This window comes from Pseudomonas sp. EA_65y_Pfl1_P113 (genome assembly GCF_963970525.1).
Lineage (GTDB): Bacteria > Pseudomonadota > Gammaproteobacteria > Pseudomonadales > Pseudomonadaceae > Aquipseudomonas > Aquipseudomonas tritici.
Genome location: NZ_CAXAQM010000003.1, coordinates 116,386 through 131,925 on the forward strand (window position 1 = coordinate 116,386; position 15,540 = coordinate 131,925).

Annotated in this window: 20 protein-coding genes; 11 read left to right on the top strand and 9 right to left on the bottom strand. The window is 59.9% G+C overall.

Annotated elements, in window-relative coordinates:
- Positions 1–317 precede the first annotated feature (317 nt).
- Positions 318–599, top strand: a complete 282-nt coding sequence (locus tag AACY52_RS04395; RefSeq protein ID WP_339414782.1) for a GNAT family N-acetyltransferase — start codon at positions 318–320, stop codon at positions 597–599.
- 64 nt (positions 600–663) lie between these two features.
- Here the strand turns inward: AACY52_RS04395 and AACY52_RS04400 are convergent, their stop codons facing one another.
- Both AACY52_RS04400 and AACY52_RS04405 read right to left on the bottom strand, forming a co-directional pair.
- Entirely contained in the window at positions 664–1,740 is a 1,077-nt protein-coding gene (locus AACY52_RS04400; RefSeq protein ID WP_016975370.1) for a 3-deoxy-7-phosphoheptulonate synthase, read from the bottom strand.
- A 131-nt stretch (positions 1,741–1,871) separates the two neighbouring features.
- Complete coding sequence (locus AACY52_RS04405) at positions 1,872–2,306, bottom strand: PilZ domain-containing protein (RefSeq protein ID WP_339414781.1); 435 nt, start codon at positions 2,304–2,306, stop codon at positions 1,872–1,874.
- Here AACY52_RS04405 and AACY52_RS04410 point away from each other — a divergent pair.
- The 5 genes from AACY52_RS04410 to cysB all read left to right on the top strand — a co-directional run bounded on the left by AACY52_RS04410 (position 2,305) and on the right by cysB (position 6,212).
- Positions 2,305–2,691, top strand: a complete 387-nt coding sequence (locus AACY52_RS04410) for a thioredoxin (protein ID WP_339414780.1) — start codon at positions 2,305–2,307, stop codon at positions 2,689–2,691. The genes AACY52_RS04405 and AACY52_RS04410 overlap by 2 nt on opposite strands.
- The gene (locus tag AACY52_RS04415; protein ID WP_339414779.1) at positions 2,688–3,641 is read left to right on the top strand and encodes a putative 2-dehydropantoate 2-reductase; all 954 of its coding nucleotides are present in this window, start codon (positions 2,688–2,690) and stop codon (positions 3,639–3,641) included. Before AACY52_RS04410 ends, AACY52_RS04415 begins: the two co-directional genes overlap by 4 nt.
- Positions 3,642–3,656: 15 nt before the next feature.
- Positions 3,657–4,562, top strand: a complete 906-nt coding sequence (locus tag AACY52_RS04420) for a 5'-nucleotidase (protein WP_339414778.1) — start codon at positions 3,657–3,659, stop codon at positions 4,560–4,562.
- Positions 4,563–4,634: 72 nt separating this feature from the next.
- Positions 4,635–5,135, top strand: coding sequence for a universal stress protein (locus AACY52_RS04425; protein ID WP_339414777.1), 501 nt, complete (start codon positions 4,635–4,637; stop codon positions 5,133–5,135).
- Positions 5,136–5,237: 102 nt separating this feature from the next.
- Positions 5,238–6,212, top strand: coding sequence for an HTH-type transcriptional regulator CysB (gene cysB, locus AACY52_RS04430; RefSeq protein WP_339414776.1), 975 nt, complete (start codon positions 5,238–5,240; stop codon positions 6,210–6,212).
- A gap of 5 nt (positions 6,213–6,217) precedes the next feature.
- On the opposite strand, the gene AACY52_RS04435 is transcribed toward cysB, so the two are convergent.
- Positions 6,218–6,700 (bottom strand): transcription elongation factor GreAB, encoded by a 483-nt coding sequence (locus tag AACY52_RS04435; protein WP_339414775.1) that lies wholly within the window; start codon positions 6,698–6,700, stop codon positions 6,218–6,220.
- A 5-nt stretch (positions 6,701–6,705) separates the two neighbouring features.
- Entirely contained in the window at positions 6,706–7,074 is a 369-nt protein-coding gene (locus AACY52_RS04440; RefSeq protein WP_339414774.1) for a hypothetical protein, read from the bottom strand.
- Positions 7,075–7,206: 132 nt separating this feature from the next.
- Here AACY52_RS04440 and earP point away from each other — a divergent pair, with 132 nt between their 5' ends.
- Entirely contained in the window at positions 7,207–8,340 is a 1,134-nt protein-coding gene (gene earP / locus AACY52_RS04445; protein WP_339427783.1) for an elongation factor P maturation arginine rhamnosyltransferase EarP, read from the top strand.
- A gap of 49 nt (positions 8,341–8,389) precedes the next feature.
- Positions 8,390–8,962, top strand: a complete 573-nt coding sequence (locus AACY52_RS04450; RefSeq protein WP_003172723.1) for an elongation factor P — start codon at positions 8,390–8,392, stop codon at positions 8,960–8,962.
- Positions 8,963–9,029: 67 nt separating this feature from the next.
- Here AACY52_RS04450 and AACY52_RS04455 read toward each other — a convergent pair whose 3' ends face one another.
- From AACY52_RS04455 to AACY52_RS04470, 4 genes are all read right to left on the bottom strand, one after another.
- On the bottom strand, positions 9,030–10,046 hold the full coding sequence (locus AACY52_RS04455) for an alpha/beta hydrolase (protein ID WP_339427784.1): 1,017 nt from the start codon (positions 10,044–10,046) through the stop codon (positions 9,030–9,032).
- Positions 10,047–10,073: 27 nt separating this feature from the next.
- Positions 10,074–10,493, bottom strand: a complete 420-nt coding sequence (locus AACY52_RS04460; protein WP_339414771.1) for an organic hydroperoxide resistance protein — start codon at positions 10,491–10,493, stop codon at positions 10,074–10,076.
- A gap of 262 nt (positions 10,494–10,755) precedes the next feature.
- Positions 10,756–11,208, bottom strand: coding sequence for a MarR family transcriptional regulator (locus AACY52_RS04465; RefSeq protein WP_339456899.1), 453 nt, complete (start codon positions 11,206–11,208; stop codon positions 10,756–10,758).
- An 80-nt stretch (positions 11,209–11,288) separates the two neighbouring features.
- Positions 11,289–12,239: a LysR family transcriptional regulator gene (locus AACY52_RS04470; protein WP_339414769.1), complete on the bottom strand. Its 951-nt coding sequence runs from the start codon at positions 12,237–12,239 to the stop codon at positions 11,289–11,291.
- A gap of 109 nt (positions 12,240–12,348) precedes the next feature.
- On the opposite strand from AACY52_RS04470, the gene AACY52_RS04475 reads away from it, so the two are divergent.
- A complete protein-coding gene (locus tag AACY52_RS04475; RefSeq protein WP_339414768.1) occupies positions 12,349–13,098 on the top strand; it encodes a sulfite exporter TauE/SafE family protein in 750 nt (249 codons plus the stop codon).
- Here AACY52_RS04475 and AACY52_RS04480 read toward each other — a convergent pair.
- On the bottom strand, positions 13,088–13,969 hold the full coding sequence (locus AACY52_RS04480; RefSeq protein ID WP_339414767.1) for a LysR substrate-binding domain-containing protein: 882 nt from the start codon (positions 13,967–13,969) through the stop codon (positions 13,088–13,090). The genes AACY52_RS04475 and AACY52_RS04480 overlap by 11 nt on opposite strands.
- Before the next feature lie 70 nt (positions 13,970–14,039).
- Here AACY52_RS04480 and AACY52_RS04485 point away from each other — a divergent pair, with 70 nt between their 5' ends.
- Together AACY52_RS04485 and AACY52_RS04490 are read left to right on the top strand one after the other, a co-directional pair.
- Complete coding sequence (locus AACY52_RS04485; RefSeq protein ID WP_339427785.1) at positions 14,040–14,246, top strand: DUF1127 domain-containing protein; 207 nt, start codon at positions 14,040–14,042, stop codon at positions 14,244–14,246.
- A gap of 45 nt (positions 14,247–14,291) precedes the next feature.
- Positions 14,292–15,521: a winged helix-turn-helix domain-containing protein gene (locus tag AACY52_RS04490; RefSeq protein WP_339560305.1), complete on the top strand. Its 1,230-nt coding sequence runs from the start codon at positions 14,292–14,294 to the stop codon at positions 15,519–15,521.
- The last annotated feature ends 19 nt before the right edge of the window (positions 15,522–15,540 follow it).

The window sequence follows — 15,540 nt, forward strand, 5'->3', positions numbered from 1 at the left end:
GCTTTGCGTTGCCCGGCATCTTTTGCGCATGTAGAGGTGACTTTAAGAGCGCCTGTTCGTCTCAAGGTTCAACTGCCGGCAATGTACAGGCTTTCGATCATCGGTTGATCGAGGCCCTTTCTATATCTACCAGCGGCAGGGGATGGCAGGTGCGCCTTGAGCAATCGCAGGATTGGTGCCTACTATTTCCTGCGTGCTGGTTGTGAGCGCTCAGGGTTTTCTCGTTGTCGGAACCGGCACGGGGTGGCGTAGATGTTCCTTCGCCGGAAAAACATCGGTAAGGTAGGGTCAGAAACCAAGACCCGCGAGGAGTAGTGATGAGCGAGGCGTTGTCCATCCACCATGACCAGGCTGGTCATCAGTTCGAGACCAATGTGGACGGTTATCGTGCCTATCTGACCTACATGGACCTCGGCAAACAGACCCTGGATATCTATCGGACCTTCGTGCCCAACGCACTGCGGGGTCGTGGTATTGCGGCGGCATTGACCGAGGAAGCCTTGAAGTTCGCCGAACAGGCAGGCTATACGGTGATCCCGTCCTGCTCCTACGTCGAACGCTACATGGAGCGCCACCAGCGCCATGCCGCGAAGCTGTAAGGCATAAATAGCACCATAAAAAACGCCGGGCTCAGCCCGGCGTTTTTGTGTGCGCAGTGTTGTGTCAGGTGCGTTTGCGTTTCGGCAATACGTCCTTGAGCTTGGCGTGCATGCTGCGCAGAGTGTTTTCAGTGGCGGCCCAATCGATGCAGGCATCAGTGATCGAAACGCCATATTGCAAGTCGGCCAGGTCTTTTGGAATCGCCTGGCAACCCCAGTTCAGGTGGCTCTCGACCATCAGGCCGATGATTGATTGGTTGCCTTCGAGGATCTGGTTGGCGACGTTTTCCATCACCAGCGGTTGCAGGGCCGGGTCCTTGTTGGAGTTGGCGTGGCTGCAGTCGACCATGATGTTCGGCTTGATCTTGGCCTTGTTCAGCGCCTGTTCGCACAGCGCAACGCTGACCGAATCATAGTTGGGCTTGCCGTTGCCGCCGCGCAGCACCACGTGGCCGTAGGCGTTGCCCTTGGTGGTGACGATGGACACGCCACCTTCCTGGTTGATACCCAGGAAGCGGTGCGGGCTGGAGACCGATTGCAGCGCGTTGATCGCCACGGTCAGGCCACCGTCGGTGCCGTTCTTGAAGCCCACGGCCGAGGAAAGGCCGGACGCCATTTCTCGGTGAGTCTGGGATTCAGTGGTGCGTGCGCCGATGGCCGACCAGCTGATCAGGTCCTGCAGGTACTGCGGGGAGATCGGGTCCAGGGCTTCAGTGGCGGTGGGCAGGCCCATTTCAGCCAGGTCCAGCAGCAATTGACGACCGATGTGCAGGCCATCCTGGATCTTGAACGAGTCGTCCAGGTACGGATCGTTGATCAAGCCTTTCCAGCCGACGGTGGTACGCGGTTTTTCGAAATAGACGCGCATCACCAGGTACAGGGTGTCTGACACTTCCGCCGCCAGTACTTTGAGGCGCTCGGCGTACTCGTGGGCAGCCTTGAGGTCATGGATCGAGCAGGGCCCGATGACGACGAACAGGCGGTGGTCGGTGCCGTCGAGAATGTCACGGATGACTTCGCGGCCCTTGGTGACGGTCTGCAGGGCAGCGTCGCTCAAAGGGATTTCGCGCTTGAGCTGATCAGGTGTGATCAGGGTCTCGTTGGATTCGACGTTTAGGTCATTGATCGGTAAATCAGCCATCGTGTTACTCGTCAGGGTCACGGGTGCTGGCCGCCAGCCATCCCCGTGCGGCGGAGCACAGCATGATTTGGATGCAGGGGGAGGGAACCTTAGCGCGTAACACCGGCCCGCGACAATGGGCAAAGCCCGCTTTAATCCAGCGTTGGCGCCACAAACGCCTCATGGGAGAACTCACAGGCATGGCGCGATACCCACTCGCGGGCCAGTGCTTCGAATTGCTGGGCGGTGGGTTCTGCGTTGTCGTGCTGGCGGCAATAGCGCTCTATCCGGCATGCTTGCTCACCCATTCGCGCACCGAACAGCGCATGTTCATCGGTAAACGAGACACCGACGCGGTAGCCGTTTTCCACCTTGCGGCACCACGCCACATAGCCTGGATAACGCGCGCTGGCGCCCAGGGAAGGGATGTGCAGATCAACCGCCGTGCCCTCGCGCCAGGCGCGTGGCCAATGGCAGGCAACACCGCCCAGGCCGGTAGTGTGCAGGCGTTGGCGGGGGATGGCAGGAGAGGGGCGTTGGATTAACTCGACAGCGACATCATCAGGGTGAGGTAAAAAACGACCCATGTACACGGACTCCGAGTACCGTCCAGTTGACGGCGGCAGCAGCAGTATAGTGAAGGAACTGGAATTGACCGACCTGGATATTGACCAGCAATTGCTGGGATTGCCAGGTATTTCGCTTGTCGTGTTCACAAGCGTAGGGTGTTCCAGTTGTCGTTGGGCGCGCCAGCAATTACCAGGCTGGACGTTGCCGCTGGACCGGGTGTGCTGGGTGGATGCCGGGCACAACGGCGGTGCGGTCGAACGCTACCAGATCTTTCATTTGCCGGCGTTGTTCGTGGTGTGCGAGGGTCAATTCCTCGGGCAATTACAGACGCGTCTTACACCTTCTGACCTTGCTGACTCTATAAAACATGCGCTTACCCGCACTCCAGAGGATCTGCCATGACCGCACAATCAACCCGCATTGGCATCATCGGCACCGGCGCCATCGGTGGTTTCTACGGTTTGATGCTGGCACGCGCCGGTTTTGATGTGCACTTCCTGTTGCGCAGTGAGTACGCAGCGGTCAGCGAGACCGGCCTTCACCTTAACAGCCGCGTGCATGGCCCCTTGCACCTGCACCCGGTGCAGGCCTACGCCCGGGCTGCCGATATGCCACCGTGCGACTGGCTTCTGGTGGGCACCAAGTCCACCGGCAACGTCGACCTGGCCCCGACCATCGCCCAGGTTGCGGCGCCGGATGCCAAGGTGGTGTTGCTGCAAAATGGCCTCGATGTGGAAGACAGCCTGCGTGAGCACCTGCCCGCATCGCTGCATTTGCTCGGCGGCCTGTGCTACATCGGCGTGCATCGTTCTGCCCCCGGCGTTATCGAGCATCAGGCGTTGGGCCGGGTCAACCTGGGTTATCACAGTGGCTCGGCGGCCAATGATGAAGCCCGCCAAAAGGCGATCGTCGAAGCCGGCGCCGCGTTGTTTCACAAGGCGGGTATCGAGTCCCAGGCCATGGCGAACGTGCATCAGGCCCGTTGGCATAAGTTGGTGTGGAATGTGCCCTACAACGGCCTCTCGGTGTTATTGGGCGCGGGCACCACGGCGATGATGGCGGATGAATCCAGCCGCGAGCTGATTCAGGCGTTGATGGCCGAAGTGGTACAAGGCGCCCACGCCTGCGGCCATGAAATCCCCAAGAGTTACGCTGAGCAGATGTTCGCCATGACCGAAACGATGGTCGACTACCTGCCGAGCATGTACCACGACCACGTGCACAAACGCCCGCTGGAACTGGCGGCGATCTATGCGCGGCCACTCGCAGCGGCAAAAGCTGCCGGTTGCGAACTGCCGCGGATGCAGGCGCTGTACCAGGCCTTGAGTTTTATTGATCGGCATAACCGCTGAGTCGGGGGACACACCATGGCAAAGGAATTGGGCGACAAGCTGGTGCTGGCGATCTCGTCGCGGGCCCTGTTCGACCTGAGCGACAGCCACAAGGTCTACCTCGCCCAGGGCGTCGAGGCCTACCGCAAATACCAGATCGAACACGAGGAAGAAATCCTCGAAACCGGCGATGCCTTTCCGTTGGTCAAGAAGCTGCTGAGTCTCAACGCCAGCCTGGGCCGTGCCCGGGTCGAAGTGGTGCTGGTGTCGCGCAACAGTGCCGATACCGGCCTGCGCGTATTCAACTCGATCCAGCATTACGGCCTGGATATTTCCCGCGCCGCTTTCGTAGGCGGGCGTAGTCCTTATCCTTATTTGGCGGCGTTTGGCTGCCATCTGTTTCTGTCGACCCATGCTGAAGATGTGCGCAGTGCCTTGGATGCCGGTTTTGCGGCGGCGACGATTTTGTCCGGCGGTCCAAACCGTGCCTCCAGCGAAGAGCTGCGCATCGCCTTCGACGGTGACGCCGTGTTGTTTTCCGATGAGTCGGAGCGTGTTTACCAGGCTGGTGGGTTGGAAGCGTTCCAGGCCAATGAGCGGGAGTCGGCGCGCCGGCCTTTGCACGGCGGTCCTTTCAAGGGTTTTTTGGCGGCGCTCAACCTGCTGCAGCGCGAGTTTTCCGATGAGTCCTGCCCGATCCGTACGGCCTTGGTCACCGCGCGCTCCGCGCCGTCGCACGAGCGAGTGATTCGCACCTTGCGTGAGTGGGATATCCGCCTGGACGAGTCGTTGTTCCTCGGCGGCCTGCAAAAATCCGCGTTTCTGGAGGCGTTTGCTGCCGATGTGTTTTTCGATGACCAGGCCGGGCATTGCGAGAAAGCCAGGGAGTTTGTAGCGACCGGGCATGTGCCCCATGGCATTAGTAATGAGGTGAAGATCTAAGCCAATCGTATTCGCCCGGGCACTGCTAAGCTCATTTCATCTCCGCCATCCTGGCAGTTCCGGGGGGGTTCTATGATTCGTTCGATGCTGTACGCCACGGACCTTGGTCTGTACGCACCTTATGTGATGCAGCACGCGCTGGCGCTGGCCCGAACGTTCAAGGCAGATTTGTATGTGATCCATGTGGTCGAGCCCATCGGGTTGTTCGCCGAATCGGTGTTACAGAGCTACCTTGATGAGAAGGCCCTGAGTGAGTGGCAGAGTCAGGGGCTGACCACGGTGATGGCGACGATTGAGCAGCGGGTACTGGACAGTTTTCGCGAGGAGTTGGGGGAAGGGGAGCAAGACCTGAAGTTGATCCGTTCGGTGCGGGTGATCCAGGGGGACCCGTGCGAGGTGATACTCGACGAGCTGCGCAAACTGTCCGTAGACCTGTTGATTGTAGGCAGTCATAGCCACGCGATCGCGGCGGCCACCCCGTTGGGGCGCACTGCTGCACGGGTGCTGCAGTTGTCTACGGTGCCGGTGTACCTGGTGCCTTCGTTACAGCGTCGACGCAGTGATAATGCGTGATGGGTAAACCAATAAAAAGTTCTAGATTTATCCATCGAACCTTTAATATAGTTATATACCGTCGCTGATACCCGTGGCGTCTATCTGCTTTGAGGGACACATATGAAGCTTCAACAACTGCGGTACATCTGGGAAGTGGCGCACCACGACCTCAACGTTTCCGCTACCGCTCAAAGCCTGTACACCTCGCAACCTGGTATCAGCAAGCAGATCCGCCTGCTCGAAGATGAGTTGGGCGTCGAAGTGTTCGCCCGCAGCGGCAAGCACCTCACCCGTGTCACCCCGGCCGGTGAACGCATCATCACCACCGCTGGCGAGATCCTGCGCAAAGTCGAGAGCATCAAGCAGATTGCCCAGGAATTCTCCAACGAGAAGAAGGGTACCCTGTCCATCGCAACCACCCACACCCAGGCACGTTATGCGTTGCCGCCGGTGATCCGTGATTTCATCAAGCAGTACCCCGACGTGGCCCTGCACATGCACCAGGGGTCGCCGATGCAGATCGCCGAGATGGCCGCTGACGGCACCGTCGATTTCGCTATCGCCACCGAAGCCCTTGAGTTGTTCGGTGACCTGGTGATGATGCCGTGCTACCGCTGGAACCGCTGCGTGGTCGTGCCGCAAGGTCACCCGTTGGCCAAGCTGCCGAAACTGACCCTGGAAGCCCTGGCTGAATACCCGATCGTGACCTACGTATTCGGTTTTACCGGCCGTTCCAAACTCGACGAAGCCTTCAGCCATCGTGGCCTTACGCCGAAAGTGGTGTTCACTGCGGCCGACGCCGACGTGATCAAGACTTACGTGCGCCTGGGCCTGGGCGTCGGTATCGTCGCCAAGATGGCGGTCGACACTGCCCTCGACAAAGACCTGGTGGTGCTTGATGCGAGCGAGCTGTTCGAGTCGAGTGTGACCAAGATAGGTTTCCGTCGCGGCACTTTCCTGCGTGGGTTCATGTGCGATTTCATCGAGAAGTTTGCGCCGCACCTGACCCGTGACGTCATGGCCAAGGCGATCCAGTGCCACAACAAGCAGGAACTGGAAGAGCTGTTCGACGGCGTTGAACTGCCCGTTCACTGAGTGGTTTATTTGGCCTCGGTAACCGTAAACAGTTGCCGAGCGCCTGCCACCAGAATCTCCACCTCATCACCTTCAAACTTGCCCAGCAGGCTTTTGCCCAGCGGCGAGCGCGGGGTGATGACGGTCACCGGTTGCCCCACCACGTCCACTTTCAAACCCGCCGCGTCCGGCGCCAAAAACAGCCACTGCTGGCGACCGCTCTCATCAGTCAGGCCCAGTAGCGCGCCGATTTCTATGCCCCGCTGATCATCGTAGGCACGCAGTGCCATGTTCTGGCACCGCGCCAGTGACTGCTTGATTTCCTCTACACGCTTGGCTTGCCCGGCTGCCAGGTAGGACGCCTCCAGCCCCAGAGTGTCGTATTTGTTTTCGGCGATGTTTTCTTCGTGGGTCGCCGTTTCGTAGGCGGTCTGCGCGGCACGTTGGGCAATGTCGAGGTCGACGCTGAGCTTTTCCAGGACCAACGGGTGGACAGCGTGTTTATTCATAGTGATCAATCGCAGAATTGCAGGACATTGGCCCGAGTCTTTTCGTTGGGAGCGTTCTGGTCCTGTTGCAGCCAGAACTGGCATTTGGGGTTGGACAGGTTGCGTGCATTGCTGCGGGCCTGATCCAGGGTTTGCTCCTGTTCCTGCTTCTGCAGGTTCTGCTGATATTGCTCGAACAGGCGGTTCGGCGGCTCAGGTTCCACAACCGCAGGCTTGCCCAATTGCTGGACCGCCTGGGCCACCGGCGCCAGGCTCTGCGGGAACAGATAGCGCGAAGCCAGCCAAGTGGTCAGCACGATGGCGATAAACCCCAGCCACACGCCAAACGCGATAGAAACACTGAGCTTGAGCAGCGATAACGAACGATCAGACATGGCGGCCTCCTGGCAGGCATTTGCGGCGTGGTGGCGATTGTCGCACAGCCACTGTGCAGAATAATCGCGATCAAGCCTTCTGCATCGGTGCATTTATGCGGACAATCGAGCCTTTGATCGTTGGAGCCCGGAATGAAAGCCCGCTGGGATATTTTTTGCAGCGTCGTCGACAACTACGGCGACATCGGCGTGACCTGGCGCCTGGCCCGGCAATTGGTGGCGGAGCATGCTTGCGCTGTGCGTTTGTGGGTCGATGACCTGCGCGCCTTCGAGCGCATGTGCCCGGAAATTGATGTGCAGCAAGACCTGCAATGGCAGGAAGGCGTCGAAGTGTGTCATTGGCCGGTCGAGTGGGTGGGTGCGCCAGCGGCAGATGTAGTGATCGCCGCCTTCGCCTGCCAGTTGCCGCCCGGCTATATGGAGGCCATGGCCGAATGCGAGCGTACGCCGTTATGGATGAACCTGGATTACCTCAGCGCGGAAGACTGGGTGGTGGGGTGTCACGGGCTACCGTCGGTGAAATTCAAAGGCGTGCAGAAGTACTTTTTCTTTCCCGGGTTTCGTCCCGGCACCGGCGGCTTGTTGCGCGAGGCGGGGCTGCTGGAGCAGCGTCGGGCCTTTCAGCAGGATGCCAGTGCGCAGCGAGACTTCCTGCAAGCCTTGGGCATATTTCCCGCAGCCGATGCGCGGTTGATCTCACTGTTTGCCTACGAAAATCCCGGGCTGGCCAGTTGGCTGGACGTGTTATCGACGGATGGGCGTGCCACTCATCTGTTGGTTCCGGAGGGCCGGATTCTGGGTGATGTGCAGCGCTGGCTGGGCCTGGACCGGCTGGCAGCGGGGGACATCCAGCAACGCGGAGCGCTGACGGTGCAGGTCATCGCGTTCGTACGCCAAGAGCAATATGACCGCCTGCTGTGGTGCTGCGACTTCAATGCCGTACGCGGCGAAGACTCGTTCGTACGCGCCCAATGGGCCGGCAGGCCGTTGCTGTGGCACATCTATCGCCAGGACGAAGACATCCATCTCGACAAGCTCGATGCCTTCCTGGCGCTGTACACGGCCGGCTTATCAGCGGCGGCAAAGGCTGCCTTGATCGGACTCTGGCAAGCCTGGAACACGGAGGGCGATATGGCACAACCGTGGAAAATGTTGCTGGAACACGGGCCGGAGGTGAGCCGGAACGCCGAAACATGGTGTCTGGAACAAGGCTTGCAGGCCGATCTTGCGACGGCGCTGGTGAAGTTTTATGAAAGTTGGATATGATACGCCACCTTGAATTTTGTAAATCCCATCCAAATTTCGGATATATGCAATGAAAACTGGTAAAGAACTGAAACCCGGTACAGTGATCCGTCTCGAAAACGACCCTTGGCTGGTTCAGAAAGCTGAGTTCACCAAGTCTGGTCGTAACAGCGCAATCATGAAGACCAAGCTGAAGAACCTGCTGACCGGTTACAAGACCGAGATCGTCTACAGCGCCGATGACAAACTGGACGACGTGATCCTCGACCGCAAAGAAGCGACCCTGTCCTTCATCAGCGGCGACACCTACACGTTCATGGACACCACCGACTACACCATGTACGAGCTGAACGCTGAAGATATCGAAGCCGTTCTGCCGTTCATCGAAGAAGGCATGGAAGACGTCTGCGAAGCTATTTTCTTCGAAGAGCGCCTGGTTTCCGTAGAGCTGCCGACCACCATCGTGCGTAAAGTGGCCTACACCGAAGGTTCCGCTCGCGGCGACACTTCCGGCAAGGTGATGAAGCCTGCCAAGCTGAGCAACGGTACCGAACTGCAAGTGGCCGATTTCATCGAAATCGACGACCTGATCGAGATCGATACCCGCGAAGGCGGTTCGTACAAAGGTCGCGCCAAGAAGTAATTCTGGCCCAGCCGATACGAAAAAAAGCCCGACCTTGTGTCGGGCTTTTTCGTGCGCGTCGTATTGATTACTTCAGGTGTTGCTTCAGTTCGTCCGACGCTTGCAGCAGGGCTGAACGCACCGCTGGCACCTGGCTGACCACATTGAGCAAACCGTAGTCGTGGATCATGCCGTTGTAGCGCACGGCGGTTACCGGCACACCTGCCTGGTCCAACTTGCGGGCATAGGCCTCGCCTTCATCACGCAGCACATCGGCGCCGGCCGTCTGGATCAGCGCGGGCGGCAAGCCTTCGAGCTGAGCAGTGGTGGCCCGCAGCGGCGAGGCATAGATCTCGGCGCGTTGGTTGGCGTCGGTGGTGTAGTTGTCCCAGAACCACTTCATCATGTTGCGGGTGAGGAAGTGCCCTTCGGCGTACTCATTGTAGGACCCCGTGTCGAAGCTGGCGTCGGTCACCGGCCACAGCAGCAGCTGGAATCTGATCGCCGGCGTGCCCTTGTCCTTGGCCATCAGGCTGACCACGGCCGCCATATTGCCGCCGACACTGTTGCCGGCTACCGCCAGGCGCTTGCCATCGACATTGATCTCTTTGCCGTGCTCGGCCACCCATTTAGTAGCGCCGTAGGCCTGGTTGATCGCCACCGGATAATGCGCTTCCGGCGAAGGCGTGTAGTTGACGAACACCGCCACCGCACCCGAGCCCGCCACCAAATCCCTCACCAGGCGTTCGTGGGTCGCGTAATCCCCCAGCACCCAGCCGCCACCGTGGAAGAACATGAATACCGGCAATGTGCCCTTGACCCCGGCCGGACGCACGATGGTCAGGTCCAGCGGCTTTCCATCGACCTGAATGGTCTTCTGGCTCACATCCGCGGTGGGCAAGGTCAGCTTGACACCGGCCTGGGCGCCAGTGAGTACGGCACGGGCGTCCTTTGGCGTCAGTTGCTCTATCGGTTTACCGGTGCCGGCGTTCAACGCATCCAGGAAGGCCTGGGTGTTGTGTTCCACATCACCCGTCGCAGCAAAGGCGTGGGTGATGGACAGGGCGAGCAGGGTTCCGGTGAGCGCTTTACCCATTGTGTTCATGTCTTTCTCCAGGGGCGGCCAAGGTCATTAGACGGTCACGTGCAGGCGCACATCGACGTTGCCACGGGTGGCGTTGGAGTACGGGCAGACGTGGTGAGCCGCGTCGACCAGGCTTTGCGCGTCGTCCTGGGCCAGGCCCGGCAGGCTGATGTGCAGGTCGATATCCAGGCCGAAACCACCGGGGATCTGGCCAATGCCGACGTGGGCAGTGATCGAGGCATCATCCGGGATCTTGCGTTTGGTCTGGCTGGCGACGAATTTCAGCGCGCCGATAAAGCAGGCCGAGTAGCCGGCAGCGAACAGTTGTTCAGGGTTAGTGGCTTGGCCACCGGCACCGCCGAGTTCTTTGGGCGTGGAGAGTTTGACGTCTAGGATGTTGTCGTTGGAAACAGCACGACCATCACGACCGCCGGTGGCGGTGGCTACTGCGGTATAGAGCGTTTGCATGGTGTTTTCCTCTTGGCTTTCAGCGCTAAATGTTTGCGCGCTAAGTAGTTGGTGAGGTGAATGTATAGCGCTAATGTTTAGCGCGCAAGATAAATTTTTAAAAAAGTTCGCAATGCGTCGTTTTCTGGCGCCACAAACCAAATGTGGGAGCTGGCTTGCCTGCGATAGCGGTGGATCAGTCACTGAATCAATCGACTGACATACCGCTTTCGCGAGCAGGCCCGCTCCCACATTTTAGATTTTTGATGGCGGGTCTACCGCGTTAGAGGCTGGCTTGCAGGTTGGCACGCAACGCAATCAAGTCGCCTTGCAGCTTGCGCAACTGGTCCAATTCCAAGCCGCTGGCGCCCAGAATGCACTGAGGAATCCCCATGGCCTTGTCCTGTAACGCCCGGCCGGCGTCGGTCAATTCCACCACCACCACGCGCTCATCTTCACGACTGCGTGTTCGGCTGAGCAGGCCTTCGACCTCCAGGCGCTTGAGCAGCGGGGTGAGGGAGCCCGGATCGGTCAGCAAGCGGCTGCTGATTTCGCCGACGGTCAAACCATCCTGTTCCCACAGCACCATCATCGCCAGGTATTGCGGGTAGGTCAGGCCCAGGGCCTGCAACAACGGCTTGTAGACCTTGGTCATCAGCAGCGAGGTGGAGTGCAGGGCGAAGCACAACTGGTTGTCCAGCATCAGCGATTCGCACGGATCAGGGTTTTTACTCATGGCGGGGCCTCGAAAAAGCGTGTCTGGGCTGGAATCTAGCGGGCAATTCTTTAATGCGCCAGATAATTCCGTGCGGGCGGTCAGACCAAGCCACTTTGCAATGCCAGATCCCAGGGCGGCACTGGGCTGAAACGGGTTTTGAGGTATTCCAGCAACAAGCGGCTACGTGCATTGGGTTGCTGCTCGAGGCGCAGCGCATAGATCCCGGTGGTCTCGGGGCTGGGCAGGCCGTTTTCGCAAAACAACGGTAACAGCTCGCCGCGCACCAGGTACTCACTGGCGAGCCATGTGGGCAGATGGGCAATCCCCAGCCCCGCCAACGCGCCGGACAGCAAGGCTTCAGCGTTGTTGGCGCTCATGCGGATGCGCTGCGGGCGATAGGTCGCGCGGCGCCCATCCAGCTCAAAGCGCCAGGCGAACATCGGCGCCAAGCCATCCCAGTCCAGCCCGTCGTGTTCGCTTAACTCGCGAGGATGCAGCGGCGTGCCACGGCTTTTCAGATAGGCCGGGCTGGCGCAGGCGATGCGTACGATGCTTGCCAGGGGCGTGGCAATCAGCCGGGTGTCGACGATATGCCCGGCGCGCAGCACCAGATCGACCTTGCCCAGGTGCGCGCCCTGCATATCCACAAAGCTGTCGATCAAATGCAGGTGCACGTCCAGCCCCGGATACACATTGAGAAAATCTGCAATCACCGGTGCCAGATGCCGTCGCCCAAACGCTGCCGGCGCGTCCACGCGAATCAAGCCTTCCGGCGCATGGCTGAGGGACACCGCTTCGGCGCGCGCCAATTGCAACTCGTTGACAATCCGTCGCGCCCGCTCGGCAAATGCCAGGCCTGCCGGGGTCGGCACCACCGCGTGGGTGCTGCGCTGGAACAGGCGGCTGCCCACTGAGCTTTCCAGGCTGTCGATGCGCCGTGCCACCGCTGAGGGCGTCAGCGGGTGGCGACGTGCGGCGGCGGAAAAGCTGCCGGTCTCCAGTACATCGAGAAACAGGCCAAGCTGATCGGTCAAGGTATTCGGGTTCATTACACAAACGCTTATGCGAGATTGGCACAGCCATTGTGCGTTGCTGTGCGTTTCCACGCCATAGCCGACTGCGTAGCATGCAAGGCATGGGATTGAGGAGTAGCGCGCAGTGTTGGATGTAGTGATGTATTTGATCTTGGGCGCAGCCCTCGGCACGGTGGGTGGCCTGTTTGGCATTGGTGGCGGGCTGATTGCGATCCCGGTGCTGGGCGTATTGTTCGGCCTGGATCAACAACTGGCCCAGGGTACGGCGCTGGTGATGGTGGTGCCCAACGTGATGCTTGCGCTGTGGCGCTATCACCAACGTAACCGCATCGAACTGCGGCATGCGCTGCCGTTGGCGATCATGGGGTTCAGTTTTGCCTGGCTCGGTTCGATCTGGGCGGTGGGCCTGGATGCGGGGGCGATGCGCATCGGCTTTATCGTCTTTCTGGGGGTGCTGGCGGCCTATAACCTGCTGCGCATGTTCACCCGCAACGCACCCCCGAGCGCGCAGATGCGTTACTCCTGGCCCTGGCTGGGCGTATTGGGTGCGGCGTCCGGCTCTATGGGCGGTTTGTTTGGCGTGGGGGGCGCGGTGGTCGCCACGCCGGTACTCACCAGCGTGTTTGGCACCAGCCAAGTGATCGCGCAAGGATTGTCGCTGGCCTTGGCGCTGCCCAGCACCGGCGTAACGCTGGTGACCTACGCCTGGCACCAGGAAGTGGACTGGATGATCGGCGTGCCGTTGGCCGTCGGCGGTTTGCTCAGTATCAGTTGGGGTGTGAAGGTGGCGCATGCGCTGCCGGAGCGTGTGTTGCGCGGCTTGTTCTGTGGCTTCCTGGTGGTGTGCGCGGTGATGCTGACCTTTAAAGTCTGAAACCTTCGAGGATGTAGTCCGCCAGGCATTCGGTGATGGGCGAATTCATCTGTGGGTTGCGCAACAAGTGCAGGTTCATCGAGGGCAGTGGTGGCAGGCCCTCGTCCTTGCCAAGCACGCGCAGGTCGTCAGTCACCAGGCTTTCCATGCTGACCATCACCGCCAGGCCGGCGTTGACCACCGCCTGGATCGCCGCCACGTTGGAGCTGTGATAGGCCAGGCGATAATCGCGCCCGGCCGCCTCCAATGCCGACCGCGCCCACTGGGTGTAGAGACAATCGGCACCGGACATCGCCAGTGGCAGGGCTTCATGCTCGTCCGTGCAAAAGCATGGCGCTGCCGCCCACACCATGCGTTCTGTGCGCAACAGCTCACCGATTTCATTGCCTGGCTCGCGGCTGACAACGGTCAACGCCAAATCCCGCCGCTGCATTAGCACCGGTGAGGATTCGCAGTGCATCTCGATCTGGATCAGCGGATAGGCCTTGGAAAACTGCTTCAGAATCCCAGGCAGGAAACGCATCACGTAGTCATCTGGCGTGCCGATGCGCACCAACCCCACCATGTGCGGCTCACGCAGGGTGTTGAACACTTCGCTGTGCAGTTTCAGGATGCGCCGCGCATACCCCAGCAACACCTGGCCTTCGGGTGTGAGCCGTACCTGGCGACCATCACGTTCGAACAGCTTGCGCTGCAACACGTCTTCTTCCAGGCGCTTCATCTGCATGCTCACCGCCGATTGAGTGCGGTTGACCAATTCCCCGGCGCGGGTAAAACCGCCCTGGTCGGCGATGGCGACGAAGGTGCGCAGCACTTCTGTGTCGATGCTTGGGAAGCTGGACAAATGATCAATCTCTGAGATGTATTGCATAAGAAACATTCGTTGGATTGATCATAAGCCCGGGCACACACTTGCGCCATCCCCACGGGAGGGCGAGAAGATGAAAGGTCAAAGAGGTTTTGTATTGCTAGTGAAACGTCCATTTTTCGGGCTGTTTCACAAGATCGCCCGTTGGCAGGTGGTGCACGCGGAGCGGCAGATGCTGGCAACCTTGAGCGATGAGGCGCTCAAGGATATCGGGCTCAATCGCCGCGACGTAGAGCAGGAGCGACACCTGAATTTCTGGCAAGACCCGCTGCGAAAATGATCGCGGATGCAGTAGGGTAGGTGGCGCGCCCACACGGAGACCCCCATGCCCGCCGACCTGTCTTTTTCACTCAAGCAAGCTCGACGCATGGCGCTGGCGGCCCAGGGTTTTTCCGGGCGCCAGGCGCCTGCGCTGATTAAGGCTGCGCAGCTCAACCGGATGATTGAACGCCTCGGCGTGTTGCAGATCGACTCGGTGAACGCCGTGGTGCGCTCGCATTACCTGCCGCTGTTTTCCCGACTGGGCAATTACTCCCCTTTGCTCCTTGAACAGGCGGCCTGGAGCCAGGGCCGGCGGCGTTCGTTGTTCGAATACTGGGGGCATGAGGCGTCACTATTGCCGCTGGCGCTTTACCCGTTGATGCGTTGGCGCATGGTGCGGGCGCAGCAGGGGCAGGGTATCTATTCACAGATGGCGCGTTTTGGTCGGGAGCAGCAGGCCACCATCCAGCGTGTTTTGCAGACCGTTGAACAACAGGGGGCACTGGGTGCCGGCAGCCTGTCGACCCGCGAAGAGCGCGCGGGCCCGTGGTGGGATTGGAGTGATGAAAAACACGCGCTGGAATGGCTGTTTGCTGCTGGCCTCGTCACTGTCGCAGGGCGGCGTGGGTTTGAGCGGCTCTATGATTTGCCGGAACGGGTGATCCCCCGCGAGATGCTTCAAGCCTCTGTGACTGAAACTGAAGCCCAGCGCGGCTTGTTGTTGCACAGTGTGACAGCGTTAGGTGTGGGTACGGAAAAAGACCTGCGCGATTATTTTCGCCTGGACCCTGCCGACAGCCGCAATCGCCTTGCCGAATTGGTTGAGGACGGCCAATTGCTGACCTGCCAGGTGCAAGGCTGGAAACAGCCGGCGTACTGCCTGCCCGAACCCAAAGTGCCGCGCAAAGCACCGGCCAGCGCATTGCTGTCGCCATTCGATTCGTTGATCTGGGAACGCAGCCGCACCGAGCGCTTGTTTGATTTCCGTTACCGCTTGGAGATCTACACGCCACAGGACAAACGCGTCTACGGCTATTACGTGCTGCCGTTTTTGCACAGCGAGCGGATCGCCGCGCGCATCGACTTGCGCGCCGAGCGCGCCAATGGGCGTTTGGCGGTGCATGCGGTGTATGAGGAAGAGCCGGGGCTTGATGAGGAGGGGATGTTGGCGCTGGCGCTGAATCTGCGGCAGATGGCTGATTGGCTGGGGTTGGAGCAGGTGCTGCTCAATTGCCAAAGGCCGAGTGCCGACCGGTTAAGCGTTGCAATGATCAGCTTGGATGTTGTGCTTTAGGGCGCTATCGGGGCTTGTC

Bases quoted from the DNA above. Each gene is read 5' to 3' on its own strand.
- AACY52_RS04395 (WP_339414782.1), top strand. From the start codon at position 318: ATGAGCGAGGCGTTGTCCATCCACCATGACCAGGCTGGTCATCAGTTC.
- AACY52_RS04400 (WP_016975370.1), bottom strand. From the start codon at position 1,740: ATGGCTGATTTACCGATCAATGACCTAAACGTCGAATCCAACGAGACC.
- AACY52_RS04410 (WP_339414780.1), top strand. From the start codon at position 2,305: ATGTACACGGACTCCGAGTACCGTCCAGTTGACGGCGGCAGCAGCAGT.
- AACY52_RS04405 (WP_339414781.1), bottom strand. From the start codon at position 2,306: ATGGGTCGTTTTTTACCTCACCCTGATGATGTCGCTGTCGAGTTAATC.
- AACY52_RS04415 (WP_339414779.1), top strand. From the start codon at position 2,688: ATGACCGCACAATCAACCCGCATTGGCATCATCGGCACCGGCGCCATC.
- AACY52_RS04420 (WP_339414778.1), top strand. From the start codon at position 3,657: ATGGCAAAGGAATTGGGCGACAAGCTGGTGCTGGCGATCTCGTCGCGG.
- AACY52_RS04425 (WP_339414777.1), top strand. From the start codon at position 4,635: ATGATTCGTTCGATGCTGTACGCCACGGACCTTGGTCTGTACGCACCT.
- cysB (WP_339414776.1), top strand. From the start codon at position 5,238: ATGAAGCTTCAACAACTGCGGTACATCTGGGAAGTGGCGCACCACGAC.
- AACY52_RS04435 (WP_339414775.1), bottom strand. From the start codon at position 6,700: ATGAATAAACACGCTGTCCACCCGTTGGTCCTGGAAAAGCTCAGCGTC.
- AACY52_RS04440 (WP_339414774.1), bottom strand. From the start codon at position 7,074: ATGTCTGATCGTTCGTTATCGCTGCTCAAGCTCAGTGTTTCTATCGCG.
- earP (WP_339427783.1), top strand. From the start codon at position 7,207: ATGAAAGCCCGCTGGGATATTTTTTGCAGCGTCGTCGACAACTACGGC.
- AACY52_RS04450 (WP_003172723.1), top strand. From the start codon at position 8,390: ATGAAAACTGGTAAAGAACTGAAACCCGGTACAGTGATCCGTCTCGAA.
- AACY52_RS04455 (WP_339427784.1), bottom strand. From the start codon at position 10,046: ATGAACACAATGGGTAAAGCGCTCACCGGAACCCTGCTCGCCCTGTCC.
- AACY52_RS04460 (WP_339414771.1), bottom strand. From the start codon at position 10,493: ATGCAAACGCTCTATACCGCAGTAGCCACCGCCACCGGCGGTCGTGAT.
- AACY52_RS04465 (WP_339456899.1), bottom strand. From the start codon at position 11,208: ATGAGTAAAAACCCTGATCCGTGCGAATCGCTGATGCTGGACAACCAG.
- AACY52_RS04470 (WP_339414769.1), bottom strand. From the start codon at position 12,239: ATGAACCCGAATACCTTGACCGATCAGCTTGGCCTGTTTCTCGATGTA.
- AACY52_RS04480 (WP_339414767.1), bottom strand. From the start codon at position 13,969: ATGCAATACATCTCAGAGATTGATCATTTGTCCAGCTTCCCAAGCATC.
- AACY52_RS04485 (WP_339427785.1), top strand. From the start codon at position 14,040: ATGAAAGGTCAAAGAGGTTTTGTATTGCTAGTGAAACGTCCATTTTTC.
- AACY52_RS04490 (WP_339560305.1), top strand. From the start codon at position 14,292: ATGCCCGCCGACCTGTCTTTTTCACTCAAGCAAGCTCGACGCATGGCG.